Origin of the sequence: Enterobacter cloacae complex sp. S3 (assembly GCF_014930495.1) — a bacterium.
GTDB lineage: Bacteria > Pseudomonadota > Gammaproteobacteria > Enterobacterales > Enterobacteriaceae > Enterobacter > Enterobacter asburiae_B.
This window is the reverse complement of the sequence record NZ_JADBRD010000031.1, coordinates 57272-74488: the sequence shown is the minus strand read 5'-3', so window position 1 is coordinate 74488 and position 17217 is coordinate 57272. Positions and strand designations below refer to the sequence as shown.

Here is a 17217-nt window from a genome sequence, read left to right as displayed (position 1 = left end):
CATGAACACGACTCTTTCAGGAAAAATTGCACTGGTCACCGGCGGCAGCACCGGCATTGGTCTTGCCACGGCGCAGGAACTGGCGGCGCAGGGCGCGAAGGTGTACATCACCGGTCGTCGTCAGGCCGAGCTGGACGCGGCGGTGGCGGAAATTGCTTCTGATGCTGTGGGCATTCGCGCGGACGTCTCAAAGCTTGCCGATCTGGATGAGGTTTATGCCAGGATAGCCAAAGAAGAAGGCCGTCTTGATATCCTGTTCGCCAATGCCGGTGGCGGCGATATGCTGCCGCTGGGCGCGATAACCGAAGAGCAGTTTGACCGGATTTTTGGCACCAACGTGCGCGGAGTGCTGTTCACGGTGCAGAAGGCGCTGCCGCTGCTGTCCGCCGGATCGTCGATTATTCTGACCGGATCGACGGTGTCCATTAAAGGGACGGCCAACTTCAGCGTCTACAGCGCCAGCAAGGCCGCCGTGCGCAACTTTGCCCGCTCCTGGGCGCTGGATTTGCAGGGCCGCGGGATCCGCGTCAACGTGGTGAGCCCGGGCCCGATCAAAACGCCAGGTCTCGGCGATCTGGTGCCGGAAGAACATCGTCAGGGGCTGTACGACGCGCTGGCCGCGCAGGTACCGCTGGGGCGTTTAGGCGCGCCGGGTGAGGTGGGGAAAGCGGTGGCGTTTCTGGCCTCCGACGCGGCCAGCTTTATTAACGCCACCGAGCTGTTCGTGGACGGCGGGATGGCCCAAATTTAACCCAGACTGCGCCAGCAGCGCACGTTACGGCCCTCGCGTGAGGGCTGTAGCGGCTGCGGCTGTTCACACCCCTGCGCTGCCATCGGACAACGGTCGCGGAAAAAACAGCCTTCGGGCAGATGACGGTTGCCGGGAAGCTCCGTTTTGCGCAACGCCAGATTTTCATCCAGCGGTTCACCGGTGCGGGGAACCGAGTCGAGCAACAGACGGGTATAGGGATGGCGCGGCTCGCCAAGCACCTGCGCGGCGCTGCCCAGCTCCACAATCTGCCCGAGGTACATCACCGCCACCCGGTCGCTCATGTGTCTGACCACCGAGACGTTATGCGAAATTAACACGTAGGTCAGATTACGCTGCTGCTGCAGGTTCACCAGCAGGTTGAGGATTTGCGCCTGCACGGAGATATCCAGCGCGCTGGTGGGTTCATCAAGCACGATAATATCGGGGTCGGAGGAGAGCGCCCGGGCGATGGCGATACGCTGGCGCTGCCCGCCGGAGAAGGCGTGCGGAAGCCTGTCGAGATATTCCGGGCGAATGCCCACCTGCAGCGCCAGATCCTCCGCCAGCTGACGGCGCACGCGCTCGCTGCTGCGTTTTTGCACCCACACCGGCTCGGTGATGATGCGCCAGACCGGCAATCGCGGGTCGAGGGAGGAGAGCGGATCCTGAAACACCATCTGCATGCCGCCCGCGTGGTGCGCCCGCTGGCACGCGCCGGTGCTGGGCTTAAGCATGCCCATCAGCAGCTGGGCCAGCGTGCTTTTCCCGCAGCCGGACTCACCGACAATGCCCAGCGTTTCCCCGCGACGGATCTGGAGATCGAGCCCGTTGAGGGCATGGACCTGTTCCGTTACGCGGCCCAGCCAGTTTTTGCGCGCCGCAAAGTTCACGTGCACGCTATCCAGTTCCAGCAGTACATCAGACATGGTGTTTCTCCCGTTGTGGATACCAGCAGGCAGCCTGTTGGCCTTCTGCGCCATTGGGCTGTAAGCGCGGCGTTTCGCTGCATTTCGCCCCAGCGGCAAAGCAGCGCTCGCGGAAGGCGCAACCCTGCGGAAGCTGGCTGAGGTTGGGCACCGTGCCGGGAATGGCGGGAAGCAGGTCGCGCGGCTGGCCGTTTTCCGGGGCGCACCGCAGCAGGCCGATGGAATAGGGATGCACGGGGCGGTGGATCAGCGTTTGCGTGGCACCGCTCTCGATCACGCTGCCCGCATACATCACGTACATTCTGTCGCAAAGCTGCGACACCACGGCCATATCATGGCTGATAAACAACACCGAGGTACCGCTGGCCCGCGCCTTATGCTTCAGCAATCGCAGCACCTGGAGCTGGACGGTAACGTCCAGCGCGGTGGTCGGTTCGTCGGCGATGATCAGCTCCGGCTCGCAGGAGAAGGCAAGGGCGATCATCACCCGCTGACGCATGCCGCCGGAGAGTTCAAACGGATAACGCTCCATGACCTGCTTCGCGTCCGGGATTTGCATCTCTTCCAGCAGGGTAATCGCCTTCTGCTGCGCCTCGCGCCGCGAAAGCGGCTGATGCTGGCGGATCACCTCCACCATCTGTTTGCCAATCCGCCGCGTCGGGTTGAGGGCGGTCATGGGCTCCTGAAAAATCATCGCCACTCGTGCACCGCGCCACTGGCGAAGCTGCTTCTCGGACGCCGTCAGGACGTTTTCACCGAGTAACTTCACCTGACCGTGATGAATGCGGTAGCTTCCTTCCGGCAGCAGCCGCATGGCGAGCATGGCAGTCACGGATTTACCCGACCCCGACTCGCCCGCCACGCCGACAATTTCGCCCCTGCCGATCTCCAGCGAGACGTGGTTCAGCGCGTGGACCTCTCCGCGAAAAATCGGGAAGCTCAGGTGCAGGTCCTCAATACGTAATACCGGTTCGGTCATTACTGTTTTCCTCCCGATTTCGGATCCAGCAGATCGCGGATACCGTCGCCAAACAGGTTAAAGCCCACGGCGGTAATCAAAATCGCCGCACCGGGAAAGGCGCAGTACCACCACTGGTCCAGCACGTAGTTACGGCCAACGGCCACCATCGCCCCCCATTCGGCGGTGGGCTGCTGCGCGCCCAGGCCGATAAACCCCAGCGTGGCGGCCATCAGAATGGCGCTGCCGATGTCCAGCGAAGCCTGCACAATCAGCGGCGGCAGGGCGTTGCGCAGGATATGCCAGCGGATCAAATGCCAGCGGGACGCGCCAAACGTGCGGGCGGCCTGAACGTAGGTAAACTGGCGCACCACCAGGGTTTGCCCGCGCGCCAGGCGGACGTAAAACGGGATGCGGACAATCGCAATCGCCAGCATGGCGTTGAACAGGCTCGGACCGAGCGCGGCGGCCAGCGCCATGGTCAGCACCAGGGAAGGAATGGAGAGCATGATGTCCATCACCCGCATGATGATGGCGTCGCCGCGCCCGCCCAGTACGCCGGAAAAAGAGCCCAGCAGCGAGCCAATGCCGCCCGCAATCGCCACCACCGCCAGCCCGGCGGTAATCGACTGCTGGCTGCCCGTCAGCACGCGGCTGAACAGGTCGCGTCCCACCTCATCGGTACCAAACCAGTGTTGCGCAGACGGCGCCTGCAGGCGTGCGGTCAAATCCAGCGCGTTCGGGTCATGCGGCACAATCCACGGCGAAGCCACCATCAGGAAGAGCATCGCAATCATAATGACGCCGCCAACGATCGTGAGCGGGCTTTGACGCAGCATCCAGAACAGCTTTGCCCAGTTGATGCGTTGTCCGGCGGTTTTAGCCGGGACGGGCGTTTCCTGCGTTAACATCATTCGGCACCTCCGCGCCCGATTCGCGGGTCAATCCACAGGTAAAGCAGATCGACCACCAGATTAACCAGCACGTAGGCCAGCGAAACGACGACGGCAAACCCCATTACGGCAGGGAAATCGAGCGCCTGAATGGATGTCACCACCCAGGCGCCCATGCCCGGCCAGGCAAAGACGGTTTCGGTCAGCACGGCGCCGTAAAGCAGATCGCCCAGCGCTAGCCCGAGCACGGTAATGGACGGGATCATCGCATTCGGCAGGGCGTAGCGCAGGACGATGTACCAGCCGGGCAGGCCGCTGGCGCGCGCGGTGCGGATGTAATCCTCGCTAAGCTGCTCCAGCATCGCCGAGCGAACCTGGCGCGCCACGATCCCCAGGTGAACAAACGCCAGCGTCAGCGAGGGTAAAATCAGGTGCTGAAGCGCGTTGAAGAACACCTCACCGTTGCCCTCCAGCAGCGCGTCCAGCAGATAAAATCCGGTGACGTGCGTCGGGGGATCGAGCCAGTCGTCCAGCCTGCCGCCGCCCGGCAGGATCTGCAGGTGCCCGTAGAACAGCACGATGACGCCCAGCCCGAGCCAGAAGGCCGGCGTGGAGATCCCGGTCATCGCCATTAAACGCACCAGGTGATCCAGCCAGCGGTTGCGGTACACCGCCGATAAAATCCCCAGCGGCACGCCGATGACCAGCGCCAGCAGCAGAGAACAAAAGGCCAGCTCCAGCGTGGCGGGGAAAAAGGCCTTCAGGTCTTCCGCGACCGGGCGTCCGGTGCGGATGGACGTGCCTAAATCACCGTGCGCCAGAGCGTCCACGTAGCGGCCAAACTGCACATACAGGGGCTGGTCCAGCCCCAGCTGCTGGCGGATGTTCTGCACGATTTCGTCGCTGGCGCGGTCGCCGGCCAGCAGACGGGCCGGATCGCCGGGGATCAGGTGTGAAATAATAAAGGTGATAATACAGACACCGGCCACCACCAGGATTAACCCCCAGCAGCGCTGGCGCACTATGCTCCAGAACGTCATACACTTTCCCCCGGCGAGAACCGTTATTTGCTCATGGTGGCGATGTTGAACACCTGCTCGAGCATCGGATTAAAGGTGAAGCCTTTGACCTCTTTGTTCATCGCCAGCTGGTAGTTTTTCTGGAACAGATAAACGTAGGCCGCCTCGTCGATAACCACCTTTTGCGCCTGCTGGTAATCTTTGGTGCGTTCCGCCTGGTCGGTGGTTTTCAGCGCGGCCTGCAGCAGGGAATCGACCTCTTTGTTCTCATAGAACGAGCGGTTGCCCGGCATCCCTTTTTTGTCCGATTCGAACCAGTAGTTCATGAACATGTACGGGTCGGCAAAATCCGGGCTCCAGTTGCCGATGGCAATGTCGTAATCGCCTTTTCCGACGCGGTCGCGCATGGTGGCGTTGGCCAGTTTTTCCAGCTTGACGCTAATGCCGATCTTGCCGAGGCTGGCCTGAGTGGAGAGGGCGATAGGCTCCCAGTTCGGATCGTTGTCCGAGTAGAGGAAGGTCAGGCTGGCGGGTTTGTCTTTGACCTTCTCCAGCGCGGCTTTGGCTTTGGCCTCGTCAAAACTGTACTGCATTGCCGTGGCGTCAAAGCCCCACATGCCTTCCGGGATCGGGCCGCGCATCTGCTTGCCGTTGCCGCTCAGAATGCCTTTCACCATCCCCTGGTAATCCGTCGCCCAGGAGATGGCCCGGCGTAAATCCACCTGATTGAGCGGCGCTTTGCTGTTGTTGAGATAGAGGTAAGTCACGCGCAGGGACGGGTATTCCGCGACGGCGACTTTGCCTTCCTGCTTGAGGGCCGCAAGCTGATCGACCGGCAGGGAGTCGGCAATGTCCAGATCGCCGCGGGAAAGCTGCAGTCGTCGCGAGGCGCTCTCACCGATAATTTTCACCGATACGCGCTTAAAGTGCGGCTTTTCACCCTGCCAGTGGGGGTTAGGCACCAGGATCAGCTGCTGGCCTTTCTGCCAGCTTTTCAGCATAAACGGCCCGGAACCGGCGGTGTTTTGCGCCAGAAAACCGCGAGCATCGTCTGCCGCGTTGGCCTTCAGCACCGCCGGGTTAATGATGGACGCCCCGTCGTTTGCCAGCGTGTAGAGGAACGGTGCGAAAGGCTGGCTGAGGGTGAACTTCACCGTATGGTCATCGACGGCATCAATTTTCAGGTCTTTCGGGAAGGCTTCAGACGGCCCCTGGCCGAGCTTCAGCAGGCGCTCAAAGGAGAGTTTTACCGCCTCGGCGGTGACCGGCGTGCCGTCGGAGAATTTCGCGTTATCCGCCAGGGTAAAGGTCCACTCTTTCTGGTCGTCAGACGCCTTCCAGCCCGTCGACAGATCGCCTTCCACCTCGGTAGAGCCTGGCTTGTACTTGACCAGACGCTGGTAGGACGGATAGGTGACGGTCCAGTCGTTGTTATCAATAGTGATGGCAGGATCGAGCGTTTGCGGGTCGGCGGCTTTACCGATCGCCAGCATGTCTTTCGGGACCGCAGCCAGCGCCAGCGGTGCGCTCAGGGCCAGCGTGGCGGCGATCAGCGTCGAGAGAAGCGATGTTTTCATGGCAGTGCTCCAGGTTTAGAGAGAAGTGTGCGTCAGGGGAAAACAGGCAAAACGGTCGTCAAGCAGCGGATAGCTGGCGGCGTTCGGCAGTTCGAAGTGCCACCATTCGCTGCTGATACCCACAAAACCACCGCCGAACATGATGGCGTTCAACAGAAGACGGTTGCGCTGGGCGTGCGGCGGCACGGAGGGGTGATACGGATGCGAGCGGTCGTGCATTTCGTCAAAACCGGCACCCATATCCAGCACGGCGTTATGTTCATCCATCAGGGTGACGTCGATGGCCGTACCGCGGCTGTGATTGGAGCCAGTCGCCACGTCGACCACGTATTCCGGATTCGGGCAGGCATCCCACAGCTGGGCCTGCGCCTGCTGCGGCCGATAGGCGTCGTACACCACCAGCTTCAGCCCGGCCAGCGCGGCAATGCTAATGGCTTTTGCCAGCGCGGTGGCCGCGTCGGTATGCAGCAGGCATAGCGCCTCCTGATAGATCGGACGGCCGGTGATGTTGTCGGCGGTGGCGTACTTCAGATCGATATGCAGCGTGGGAAACGTCTTCGCCACATCAATCAGTTCACTCTCTTCGGGCATAGCTCCGCTCCTTTAGCGTTCGAATTGACCAAACTCTTGTTGTAATTGCCGGTTTACCGCCAGACGCGCCGGGAGCGCCTCACCCAGCGCCTCCACCACGCCCGACAGCAGCAGGTTGAACAGACAGCTCACGGGGGCAAGCGAATCCCAGAAGTGACCGGTATCGGTTTTCACCTGCAGTAAATCCATCGGGTAATCCCGCGCCCACGGGCACCAGATGTCGGTGATCAAGGCCAGCGGAATGCCTTTCTCGCTGGCGACGCGGCAGTACTGGCGGGCCATCGCGGAGTAGGTGCGCGTATCGGTCAGCACGACGTACGGGTGCGAAAACCCCGAGTTGAGTGATTCCACCCAGCTCCCGGAAGCGCCTTCCGAATAGCTCACGCGCGGGCGGAGGTACTCGAGGTGGCTGAAGAAGGCGTTGGCAATCCCGCGCGTGGACTGGATCCCCAGCACGAACACCGCGTCGGCGTGGGCGAGGTTGTGCACCACCTGACGGAAGGCGTCCGTTTGCGCCAGCTGGTACACCTGCGTGATGGCATCCACTTCCAGCGACAGGGCGTGCTGAAGGCGGCTGGAAAGGGGGCGCTGCTGCTGCCAGGAGTCCAGCCGCTCGTTCATGCCCCAGGGCTGATACGGATCGCGCAGACTCTTTTTGGCATCTTCCAGGTTGCGATACCCCAGCTTGCGCAGGAAGCGTCCGACGGTAATTCCGCTGGTCCCGCTGGCCTGACCGATGCTCTCCGCCGTTTCAAACGGGATTTGCGCGGCGTGCGCCAGCAGCCAGCTTCCGACCCGCTTTTCGCTGGGCGTGAGCTGGCTGAACGTCGCTTCGATACGGCTCAACATCTCAGGTTTCGTCGTCATACCGCCTCGCTGTTAACAGGCTGTCAAAGGCCGAATTTTTGTTACCTGGTTAACAATGCATGACGCGTGCCATGTTCACGGGGTGGGTGAAACCCGCTGTGCAGTAAACTTCATGCAATATTTAGTTAACCAATGATCAACATTTGTGCAGCGTAGTTCACTTTTGGTGCACTGTCTGACGCGGCAGGTATGAATTTGGTGAATACGTCAGTCCGTTCACATTTTTGATAAGATAGATGTACTGTGAATATAAAAGGGATCCCGGCATGGCAAATCTGCCCTGGCGAGTCAGCGTGCGCCTGATGGCGCTTGCAAAGAAAATAGGGATGGTCGTCGGGATCGTGCTGGTCGTCCTGCTGGCGGTTCGGGTCTATCTCTCACAGAAGGGACCGGAACTGCACCTGTGGCATACCTGGCGGGCCGATGAGATGTCCGTGCGCGAAATGGATAACGCCGATTTTGCCCGGTATATCGCCCGGGAAAACGCCATTTTCGCCGATCTTGATAATGCGGTGACGGCGAAAACAGAGGGCGAGGAACGCACGCCGTTAAACCGCTATTATCGCCAGAGCCTGGTGTGGCCGGGACAGTTTACGCCCGATGCCAACCGCTCCTTTGTGCTGATGCCTGCCGGAAAGCCGCGCGGCGCGGTGGTGCTGCTGCACGGTCTGACGGACTCGCCTTACAGCGTCCGGCGGCTTGCCGTGAACTATCAACAGCACGGCTTTGTGGCCGTGGTCCCGCGTCTGCCCGGGCACGGTACCGCGCCCGGCGCGCTGACGGACGTCGACTGGGAGATGTGGCTCGCGGCAACGCGTCTTGCGGTGCGGGAAGCCACGCGTCTGGCGGGCGAGGCTGCGCCTTTGCATCTGGTGGGTTACTCCAACGGCGGGGCGCTGGCGATGAAATATGCCCTCGATGCGCTGGACGCGCCTGCGCTGCGTAAACCGCAGCAGGTGATACTGCTCTCACCTATGATTGGCGTGACGGCCTTTGCGCGGTTTGCCGGTTTCGCCGGGTTACCGGCGCTGCTGCCGGCGTTTGCCAAAGCGGCGTGGCTGAATATCTCTCCGGAATATAACCCGTACAAATATAACTCGTTCCCTGTGAACGCCGCCCGCCAGTCATGGCTTCTGACGAAGGCCCTGCAGGAGCAAATCGGCCGCGAGGCGCGTGACAACAGGCTGGCGAATTTGCCGCCGATCCTGGCGTTCCAGTCGGTCATGGATTCCACGGTCAGCACCCGCGCGGTGGTGACCGGCCTGTTTGACCAGCTTCCGGCCAACGGCAGCGAGCTGGTGGTGTTTGACATCAATCAGGCAGCCAGCTTCCGTCCGCTGTTCAAACCGTCGTCGTGGACGGCAACTTCGGCGCTGCTGCCGGTTGCGCAGAGGCGTTACGGTGTCACTATTATTACTAATTCGGACGCACACAGTTTCTCGACGGTGGCGAAAATCACTCCGGCAGGCAGCACCCGGGAGACGGTCGTGCCGTTTGCGCAGTCCTGGCCGCAGGATGTCTATTCCCTGTCGCACGTAGCGGTGCCGTTCCCGCCGGATGACGATCTCTATGGCCGTGAGCCTCGGGTGAAAAACCGCTACGGTATCAGCCTGGGGAAAATTGCGCTCTGGGGCGAAACCTCCGTGTTGAGCGTCGGGAAAGAGGCGCTTATGCGGGTGACCTCGAACCCGTTTTACGACTATATGCAGGAGAGGATAGACAGCCGAATTGGCAACGGGGAAAAGTAACGTTCCCCTGTGGTGTGAATATGTTAGGTCGCATTGATTAAGTATGTTAAATAGTAGCTTCAAGGCACCTCTCTTTCTCATCGGAACCCATTTTTGTGCTGACGACTCTGATTTACCGAAGCCAGTTGAATTTATCCCGCCCCTCCACCGAGCTGCGGGAACTGGTGGAGCGCGCCCGGATCCGCAATGCCAGTCTGAATATCACCGGGGTTCTGCTCGCAAAAGGCAGTGACGTGCTGCAAATCCTCGAAGGGTCGGAAGAGAACGTGCTTAAGCTGTTCCATAAAATCCGTGACGACAAGCGGCACAGTGGAGTGGTTGAGCTGATGCGGGACTATGGCCCGCGCAGACGCTTCGAAAACGTCGGTATGCTGCTGTTCGATCTGCAGACGCAGTCACCGAAAGAGGTGCTGCAGTCGGTTCTGAATTACAGCAAGCTGGACAGCTATCTCACATCCGATGACCGGGTGTTCAAATTTATCCAGACGTTTATCACGGGTAAACGTCCGGCCCTGTCGGGTGCACGCTACATACCTGAAAAATGGACGCTTTCACCCGAGGTGTTCCCCTTTGGCGAACACCTGGGGCTGATGGCCAACCAAACCTGTCAGTTTGCGCTTCAGCCCATCGTTGAGCCCTCGGAAGGGAAGATCAGTTCGCTTGAAGCCCTTATCCGCGGCAACGACGGCGGCAGCCCGGAGCATTTCTTCAGCACCCTCGACCCGGACAAAATCTACGAAGTCGATCTCCAGACGAAAGCGTATGCCTTTGCGCTGGCGGAAAAACTGGGGATTGGCAGCCATAAGATTGCGGTAAACCTGCTGCCGATGTCGCTGGTGAATGTTCCCAACGCCGTGGAATTCCTGGTCAGCGAGATAAAAAAACATGGGCTGCAGCCGGAGCAGGTAGTCATTGAAGTGACGGAAAACGAGATGATTTCCGGCTTCAACCAGTTCAATAGCGCCATCAAGCAGCTTCGCGGTGAGGGGATTGGCCTGGCGATCGATGATTTCGGTTCCGGCTATGCCGGTCTTTCGCTGCTGACCCGCTTTCAGCCGGACAAAATTAAGATCGACCGGGAGATAGTCAGCGATATCCACCTCAGCGGCCCGAAGCAGGCGATTGTGCGCTCCATCGTCAGCTGTTGCTCCGATCTGGAAATTACCCTGGTGGCCGAAGGGATCGAGAAGATAGAGGAGTGGTGCTGGCTCGAGTCTGCCGGGATCCGCCGCTTCCAGGGCTTTCTGTTTGCCCGCCCGCAGCTTAATGGCGTCGGTGATATTCACTGGCCGCATCTGGTGCGTTAGCCAATTTTCCTCCCGCGTTATTTCCCCTTCGTCCTGCCTGTGCTTAAATAGCTAAAACGGTTTAACATGGTTTAGCTACGAGGATCACATGAAAAAAATCTGGGTACTTGGCGATGCGGTGGTGGATTTGCTGCCCGATGGAGAAGGCAGATTGCTGCAGTGTCCCGGCGGCGCACCGGCAAACGTTGCGGTCGGTATTGCCCGGCTGGGCGGCCAGAGCGCCTTTATCGGCAGGGTTGGCGACGATCCCTTCGGGCGCTTTATGGCGAAAACTCTCGCTGACGAAAAGGTTGACGTGAAGTCTATGCGCCTTGACCCGGCGCACCGCACCTCAACGGTGGTGGTCGATCTGGATGACCAGGGCGAACGCTCGTTTACCTTTATGGTGCGCCCGAGCGCCGATCTGTTTCTCGAATCCGCCGATCTGCCGACGTTCAGCGCCGGGGAGTGGCTGCACGTCTGTTCCATCGCATTAAGCGCAGAGCCGAGCCGTTCTGCGACGTTTGAGGCGATGGCCGCCATTCACGAGGCGGGCGGTTACGTCAGCTTCGACCCCAATATTCGCCCGGATCTCTGGCCGGATGAGAACGCGCTGCGTCGCTGCCTGGAACAGGCCCTGCAGAGTGCCGACGTGGTGAAACTCTCCGTCGAAGAGCTGGCGTTTCTAACCGGAGATGTAGAGGTAAACGTCGGTCTGGACGCGCTGATGGCGCGCTGCCCGGCGCGTCTGGTGCTGGTCACCCAGGGAAAAGAGGGGGTGATCGCCTGGCATGACGGCGCCGTGAAGCACTATCCGGCAACGCCCGTCGAATGTGTCGATACCACCGGCGCGGGCGATGCCTTTGTGGCGGGGCTGCTCTACGGGCTGGCCGCCGGGCAGGATCTGACGCCGGTCATCGCCTTAGCCCAGCGCTGCGGCGCATTAGCCACCACGGCCAAAGGGGCAATGACCGCATTGCCGTGGCAGCACGATCTGTAATTCCCTCCTTCACTGGCCGCCATCCGGCGGCCTGAATTGTCGCCTCGATCACACTTACTAAAACGGTTTAGCAAAAAAGATTGCCGATCCAAAATTCATAGGTTTAGTATCAGCAACCTAAACCGGTTTAGCAATTTAGCACGTTTAATGACTTCTTTTAGGGATGCGACAAAATGTATAAAAAACGCAGACTTGCCGTGATGATAGGCATGCTGGCCGGAAGTACCTCTGTTTTTGCCCAGACGGATATGACAAGTATCGAAGCGCGTCTTTCCGCGATGGAGCAGCGCCTCCAGGCTGCGGAAACGCGTGCGCAGGTGGCTGAGAAACGCGCCACCGATGCGGAACAAAAAACGCAGCAGCTGGTGGCCGCCCAGCAGCAGACGCAAACGACAGCCCAGGCGGTGGCGCAGCGCACCACCGCGCTGGAGAAGAAGGCGGATCAAAGCAGCGGGTTTGAGTTCCACGGCTACGCCCGTTCGGGCCTTCTGATGAACGATGCGGCCTCCAGCAGCAAAAGCGGTCCTTATCTGACCCCGGCCGGTGAAACCGGCGGCGCGGTAGGGCGTCTGGGTAACGAAGCCGACACCTACGTCGAGCTGAACCTGGAGCACAAGCAAACTCTGGATAACGGGGCGACTACGCGCTTTAAAGCGATGCTGGCCGACGGTCAGCGAACCTATAACGACTGGTCAGCCGATACCAGCGATCTCAATATTCGCCAGGCCTTCGCGGAGCTGGGCAACCTGCCTGATTTTACCGGCGCGCTGAAGGGCAGCACCTTCTGGGCGGGTAAACGCTTCGACCGCGACAACTTTGATATTCACTGGCTGGACTCCGACGTGGTGTTCCTGGCCGGTACCGGCGGCGGCGTCTACGACGTGAAATGGAACGATTCGCTGCGCAGCAACTTCTCCATCTACGGCCGCAACTTCGGCAGCGTGGAGCAGACCGACAATAACGTTCAGAACTATATTCTCAGCATGAACCACTTCGCCGGACCGTTCCAGCTGATGGTGAGCGGTCTGCGTGCGAAGGATAACGACGACCGTAAAGACACCAACGGCGATCTCATCAAAACTGACGCCGCCAATACAGGCGTTCATGCGCTGGTCGGGTTGCACAACGAGAGCTTCTACGGCCTGCGGGAAGGGACAGCCAAAACGGCGCTGCTGTACGGTCACGGGCTGGGTGCGGAAGTAAAAAGCATCGGTTCCGACGGCGCGCTGCTGTCTGAGGCGGATACCTGGCGCTTCGCAAGTTACGGTGTCACGCCAATCGGCGGCGGCTGGAGCGTTGCGCCCGCCGTCCTGGCGCAGAGCAGTAAAGATCGCTACGTCAAGGGCGACAGCTATGAGTGGGTGACGCTTAACACCCGCCTGATTAAAGAGGTGACGCAGAACTTCGCCCTGGCGTTTGAGGGAAGCTATCAGTACATGGATTTAAATCCGGAAGGCTATAAGGACCGCAACGCCGTCAACGGCAGTTTCTACAAGCTGACCTTTGCGCCGACGTTAAAAGCGAGCAAAATCGGCGATTTCTTCAGCCGTCCGGAGCTGCGCCTGTTTGCCACCTGGATGGACTGGAGCAGCAAACTGGATCATTACGCCAGCGATGATGCCTTTGGCAGCAGCGGCTTCAACGCCGGCGGGGAATGGAACTTTGGGGTCCAGATGGAAACCTGGTTTTAACCCATCACGCTCCCGCCCGGCGGGAGCGTTTCGCACATCATAAAAAGAAGTCAGGCAGAGGTATCTATGGATTTTAATCAAATCGCCCGCGAGCTTATTCCGCTGCTCGGTGGCAAGGAAAATATCGCCAGCGCGGCGCACTGCGCAACGCGTCTTCGTCTGGTGCTGGTTGATGACGCGCTTGCCGATCAGCAGGCGATCGGCAAGGTCGACGGCGTAAAAGGCTGTTTTCGTAACGCCGGACAGATGCAGGTGATTTTTGGCACGGGCGTGGTCAACAAGGTCTACGCCGCGTTTATTCAGGCGGCGGGGATTAGCGAATCCAGTAAATCTGAGGCCGCGGATCTGGCGGCGCGCAAGCTGAACCCGTTCCAGCGCATTGCCCGTCTGCTCTCCAACATCTTTGTCCCGATCATTCCCGCGATTGTGGCATCCGGCCTGCTGATGGGCCTGCTCGGCATGGTGAAAACCTACGGCTGGGTCAATGCCGATAACGCTCTCTACATCATGCTGGACATGTGCAGCTCCGCGGCGTTTATCATTCTGCCTATTCTGATCGGCTTTACCGCCGCGCGGGAATTTGGCGGTAACCCGTATCTCGGCGCGACGCTGGGCGGCATTCTGACGCACCCGGCGCTGACCAACGCCTGGGGCGTGGCCTCCGGCTTCCATACCATGAACTTCTTCGGCCTTGAGATTGCGATGATTGGCTATCAGGGCACGGTGTTCCCGGTGCTGCTGGCGGTCTGGTTTATGAGCATCGTGGAGAAAAACCTGCGCCGCGCGATCCCGGACGCGTTAGACCTGATCCTGACGCCGTTCCTCACCGTCGTTATCTCCGGCTTTATCGCCTTGCTGATTATCGGCCCGGCGGGGCGCGCGCTGGGCGACGGCATCTCCTTTATCCTGAGCACGCTAATTGAACACGCGGGCTGGCTGGCCGGGCTGCTGTTCGGCGGGCTTTACTCGGTGATTGTGATCACCGGTATTCACCACAGCTTCCACGCGATCGAAGCCGGGCTGCTGGGCAACCCGTCGATTGGCGTGAACTTCCTGCTGCCGATCTGGGCCATGGCGAACGTGGCGCAGGGCGGCGCCTGTCTGGCGGTGTGGTTCAAAACCAAAGATGCCAAAATCAAAGCCATTACCTTGCCGTCGGCGTTCTCTGCGATGCTGGGCATCACCGAAGCGGCCATTTTTGGTATCAACCTGCGCTTTGTTAAGCCGTTTATCGCCGCGCTGATTGGCGGCGCTGTGGGCGGGGCCTGGGTGGTCTCAGTCCATGTGTACATGACCGCCGTTGGTTTGACCGCTATTCCGGGCATGGCCATCGTGCAGGCCAGCTCGCTGCTCAACTATATTATCGGTATGGTGATTGCCTTCGGCGTGGCGTTTACCGTCTCACTGCTGCTGAAATATAAAACGGACTCTGAATAATGACGTTACCTTCCCGCTGGCCTGCGATCCTGCAGGCCGTTATGAAAGGTCAGCCGCGGGCGCTGGCGGATAGCCACTATCCGCAGTGGCACCCCGCGCCGGTGACGGGGCTGATGAACGATCCCAACGGGTTTATCTGGTTTGCCGGCCGCTACCACCTGTTCTATCAGTGGAACCCGCTGGACTGCGAGCATCGGTTTAAATGCTGGGGGCACTGGAGCTCTGCGGACCTGGTGCACTGGCAGCACGAGCCGCTGGCGCTGATGCCGGATGAAGAGTATGACCGCAACGGCTGCTACTCCGGTAGCGCCGTGGATAACGATGGCGTTTTAACCCTGTGCTATACCGGCAACGTCAAGTTCGATGACGGCAGCCGCACCGCCTGGCAGTGCCTCGCAGTGGAACAGCCGGACGGGACCTTTACGAAGCTGGGGCCGGTGCTGGCGCTGCCGGAAGGCTATACCGGCCACGTGCGCGACCCGAAGGTGTGGCAGCACGACGGGATGTGGTACATGGTGCTCGGCGCGCAGGATCTGCAAAAGCGCGGCAAGGTGCTGCTGTTTAAGTCAGCCGATTTGCACGCCTGGGCGTCCTGCGGGGAGATCGCCGGTCACGGGGTTAACGGCCTGACGGATGCGGGGTATATGTGGGAGTGTCCGGACCTGTTTGCCCTCGACGGAACGCACATCTTAATCAGCTGTCCGCAGGGGCTGGCGCGCGAGCCGCATCGCTATCTCAACACCTATCCGGCGACCTGGATGAGCGGGGCGTTTGACTATGCAAACGCCGCGTTCGATCACGGCGACCTGCGCGAGCTGGACGCGGGCTTTGAGTTTTACGCTCCGCAAACGACGCTGGCGGAAGACGGCCGACGCATTCTGATCGGCTGGATGGGCGTACCGGACGGGGAAGAGATGCTTCAGCCAACCCGGGCGCACGGCTGGATGCATCAGATGACCTGCCCGCGCGAATTACGCTATCGCGACGGCAGGCTCTGGCAGACCCCGGCGCGCGAGCTGGCGGCGCTGCGTGAAGATGAGCAGCGCTGGCAGGGGCGCGCCAGCGAGGCGCCGGACCTGGACGCGACGCGCCTGGACTTTGAGCTGGGCGCATCGCAGGTGAATGTCGATTTTGGCGGCGCGCTGCGTCTTACGGTCGATGAGCAGGGCATACGTCTTGAACGCGCGAGCCTGAAAACCGGTGAAACGCTGACCCGCTACTGGCAGGGCGACGTCACTCATTTACGCGTTCTCTGCGACCGCTCCAGCGTTGAAATCTTCATCAATCACGGTGAAGGGGTGATGAGCAGCCGCTATTTTCCTGACCATCCGGCCCGGGTGCGATTCGAAGGTGCGTCCGATATCACATTACGCTACTGGTCGCTGCGCGCCTGCATGATAGAATGAGGGTTTTGGCAGCCGGATCTAAGTCGTTGTGAGAAAAACAAAACGCGTCACCATTAAAGACATCGCGGAGCTGGCGGGCGTGTCAAAAGCCACCGCCAGCCTGGTCCTCAACGGGCGCAGCAAAGAGCTTCGCGTGGCGGAAGAGACGCGCGAGCGCGTGCTGGCGATTGCAAAAGAGCACCACTATCAGCCCAGCATTCACGCCCGGTCGCTGCGCGATAACCGCAGCCACACCGTTGGTCTGGTGGTCCCGGAGATCACCAACTACGGTTTTGCCGTGTTTTCTCACGAGCTGGAGACGCTGTGCCGCGAGGCGGGCGTTCAGCTGCTGATCTCCTGCAGCGATGAAAACCCGGGCCAGGAGACGGTGGTGGTGAACAACATGGTGGCGCGTCAGGTGGACGGGCTGATTGTGGCCTCCAGCATGCTTAACGATGCGGACTACCACAAGCTGAGCGAGCAGCTGCCCGTTGTCCTGTTTGACCGCCACATCAACGACAGCGCGCTGCCGCTGGTGATCACCGACTCCATTACCCCGACGGCGGAACTGGTGGCCGACATTGCGCGCCAGCACCCTGATGAATTCTACTTCCTCGGCGGCCAGCCGCGCCTTTCTCCGACGCGCGACCGCCTGGAAGGGTTTAAGCAAGGTCTGCGAGAGGCGGGCGTGGAGCTGCGCCCCGAGTGGATCATTCACGGCAACTATCACCCGAGCTCCGGTTACGAGATGTTTGCTGAACTCTGCGCCCGTCTGGGGCGTCCGCCGAAAGCGCTGTTCGCCGCCGCCTGCGGGCTGCTGGAAGGGGTGCTGCGCTATATGGGCCAGCACAACCTGTTGCAAAGTGATATCAGGTTAGCCAGTTTTGACGATCATTATCTCTACGATTCGCTGACAATCCCGGTGGATACCATTCGTCAGGATAACCGCCAGCTGGCGTGGCATTGCTTTGATTTGATTAGCAAATTGATCGAAGGGGAGACGCCGCAGCCGTTGCAGCGCAAGCTCAATGCCACCCTGCAGCGACGCTATAAGCCAGCGAAATAGCCCGGTTCGATACTTCAATAAC

15 protein-coding genes are annotated in these 17217 nt (G+C 60.3%); 8 read left to right on the top strand and 7 right to left on the bottom strand.

Annotation, left to right across the window (positions count from 1 at the left end):
- Window position 1 precedes the first annotated feature (1 nt).
- Window positions 2-751 (top strand): SDR family NAD(P)-dependent oxidoreductase, encoded by a 750-nt coding sequence (locus IM317_RS17905; RefSeq protein WP_033145624.1) that lies wholly within the window; start codon window positions 2-4, stop codon window positions 749-751.
- Here the strand turns inward: IM317_RS17905 and IM317_RS17900 are convergent.
- The 7 genes from IM317_RS17900 to IM317_RS17870 are packed head-to-tail and all read right to left on the bottom strand — an operon-like array spanning window position 748 to window position 7582.
- Window positions 748-1677 carry an ABC transporter ATP-binding protein gene (locus tag IM317_RS17900; protein ID WP_033145623.1) on the bottom strand — a complete coding sequence of 310 codons (930 nt, stop codon included), beginning with the start codon at window positions 1675-1677 and terminating at the stop codon, window positions 748-750. The genes IM317_RS17905 and IM317_RS17900 overlap by 4 nt on opposite strands.
- Complete coding sequence (locus IM317_RS17895) at window positions 1670-2656, bottom strand: ABC transporter ATP-binding protein (protein WP_193362516.1); 987 nt, start codon at window positions 2654-2656, stop codon at window positions 1670-1672. Before IM317_RS17895 ends, IM317_RS17900 begins: the two co-directional genes overlap by 8 nt.
- The gene (gene ddpC / locus IM317_RS17890; protein WP_033145621.1) at window positions 2656-3549 is read right to left on the bottom strand and encodes a D,D-dipeptide ABC transporter permease; all 894 of its coding nucleotides are present in this window, start codon (window positions 3547-3549) and stop codon (window positions 2656-2658) included. The genes IM317_RS17895 and ddpC overlap by 1 nt, the downstream gene beginning before the upstream one ends.
- Complete coding sequence (locus IM317_RS17885; protein ID WP_033145620.1) at window positions 3546-4568, bottom strand: ABC transporter permease; 1023 nt, start codon at window positions 4566-4568, stop codon at window positions 3546-3548. Before IM317_RS17885 ends, ddpC begins: the two co-directional genes overlap by 4 nt.
- 23 nt (window positions 4569-4591) lie before the next feature.
- On the bottom strand, window positions 4592-6124 hold the full coding sequence (locus IM317_RS17880; protein ID WP_033145619.1) for an ABC transporter substrate-binding protein: 1533 nt from the start codon (window positions 6122-6124) through the stop codon (window positions 4592-4594).
- A gap of 15 nt (window positions 6125-6139) precedes the next feature.
- Window positions 6140-6715 carry a D-alanyl-D-alanine dipeptidase gene (gene ddpX, locus IM317_RS17875; protein ID WP_033145618.1) on the bottom strand — a complete coding sequence of 192 codons (576 nt, stop codon included), beginning with the start codon at window positions 6713-6715 and terminating at the stop codon, window positions 6140-6142.
- Window positions 6716-6727: 12 nt separating this feature from the next.
- Window positions 6728-7582, bottom strand: a complete 855-nt coding sequence (locus IM317_RS17870; protein WP_033145617.1) for a MurR/RpiR family transcriptional regulator — start codon at window positions 7580-7582, stop codon at window positions 6728-6730.
- A gap of 266 nt (window positions 7583-7848) precedes the next feature.
- On the opposite strand from IM317_RS17870, the gene IM317_RS17865 reads away from it, so the two are divergent.
- From IM317_RS17865 to IM317_RS17835, 7 genes are all read left to right on the top strand, one after another.
- A complete protein-coding gene (locus IM317_RS17865) occupies window positions 7849-9330 on the top strand; it encodes an alpha/beta hydrolase (protein ID WP_033145616.1) in 1482 nt (493 codons plus the stop codon).
- 95 nt (window positions 9331-9425) lie between these two features.
- Window positions 9426-10637, top strand: coding sequence for a diguanylate phosphodiesterase (locus IM317_RS17860; protein ID WP_033145615.1), 1212 nt, complete (start codon window positions 9426-9428; stop codon window positions 10635-10637).
- An 88-nt stretch (window positions 10638-10725) separates the two neighbouring features.
- The gene (locus IM317_RS17855) at window positions 10726-11616 is read left to right on the top strand and encodes an aminoimidazole riboside kinase (RefSeq protein WP_033145614.1); all 891 of its coding nucleotides are present in this window, start codon (window positions 10726-10728) and stop codon (window positions 11614-11616) included.
- Window positions 11617-11789: 173 nt separating this feature from the next.
- The gene (locus IM317_RS17850) at window positions 11790-13307 is read left to right on the top strand and encodes a carbohydrate porin (protein ID WP_033145613.1); all 1518 of its coding nucleotides are present in this window, start codon (window positions 11790-11792) and stop codon (window positions 13305-13307) included.
- A 66-nt stretch (window positions 13308-13373) separates the two neighbouring features.
- Window positions 13374-14744 carry a sucrose-specific PTS transporter subunit IIBC gene (locus IM317_RS17845; RefSeq protein ID WP_032656958.1) on the top strand — a complete coding sequence of 457 codons (1371 nt, stop codon included), beginning with the start codon at window positions 13374-13376 and terminating at the stop codon, window positions 14742-14744.
- A complete protein-coding gene (locus tag IM317_RS17840) occupies window positions 14744-16150 on the top strand; it encodes a sucrose-6-phosphate hydrolase (protein ID WP_033145612.1) in 1407 nt (468 codons plus the stop codon). Before IM317_RS17845 ends, IM317_RS17840 begins: the two co-directional genes overlap by 1 nt.
- A gap of 28 nt (window positions 16151-16178) precedes the next feature.
- Window positions 16179-17195: a LacI family DNA-binding transcriptional regulator gene (locus tag IM317_RS17835; protein WP_029741322.1), complete on the top strand. Its 1017-nt coding sequence runs from the start codon at window positions 16179-16181 to the stop codon at window positions 17193-17195.
- The last annotated feature ends 22 nt before the right edge of the window (window positions 17196-17217 follow it).

Bases quoted from the DNA above. Each gene is read 5' to 3' on its own strand.
- IM317_RS17905 (WP_033145624.1), top strand. From the start codon at position 2: ATGAACACGACTCTTTCAGGAAAAATTGCACTGGTCACCGGCGGCAGC.
- IM317_RS17900 (WP_033145623.1), bottom strand. From the start codon at position 1,677: ATGTCTGATGTACTGCTGGAACTGGATAGCGTGCACGTGAACTTTGCG.
- IM317_RS17895 (WP_193362516.1), bottom strand. From the start codon at position 2,656: ATGACCGAACCGGTATTACGTATTGAGGACCTGCACCTGAGCTTCCCG.
- ddpC (WP_033145621.1), bottom strand. From the start codon at position 3,549: ATGATGTTAACGCAGGAAACGCCCGTCCCGGCTAAAACCGCCGGACAA.
- IM317_RS17885 (WP_033145620.1), bottom strand. From the start codon at position 4,568: ATGACGTTCTGGAGCATAGTGCGCCAGCGCTGCTGGGGGTTAATCCTG.
- IM317_RS17880 (WP_033145619.1), bottom strand. From the start codon at position 6,124: ATGAAAACATCGCTTCTCTCGACGCTGATCGCCGCCACGCTGGCCCTG.
- ddpX (WP_033145618.1), bottom strand. From the start codon at position 6,715: ATGCCCGAAGAGAGTGAACTGATTGATGTGGCGAAGACGTTTCCCACG.
- IM317_RS17870 (WP_033145617.1), bottom strand. From the start codon at position 7,582: ATGACGACGAAACCTGAGATGTTGAGCCGTATCGAAGCGACGTTCAGC.
- IM317_RS17865 (WP_033145616.1), top strand. From the start codon at position 7,849: ATGGCAAATCTGCCCTGGCGAGTCAGCGTGCGCCTGATGGCGCTTGCA.
- IM317_RS17855 (WP_033145614.1), top strand. From the start codon at position 10,726: ATGAAAAAAATCTGGGTACTTGGCGATGCGGTGGTGGATTTGCTGCCC.
- IM317_RS17850 (WP_033145613.1), top strand. From the start codon at position 11,790: ATGTATAAAAAACGCAGACTTGCCGTGATGATAGGCATGCTGGCCGGA.
- IM317_RS17845 (WP_032656958.1), top strand. From the start codon at position 13,374: ATGGATTTTAATCAAATCGCCCGCGAGCTTATTCCGCTGCTCGGTGGC.
- IM317_RS17840 (WP_033145612.1), top strand. From the start codon at position 14,744: ATGACGTTACCTTCCCGCTGGCCTGCGATCCTGCAGGCCGTTATGAAA.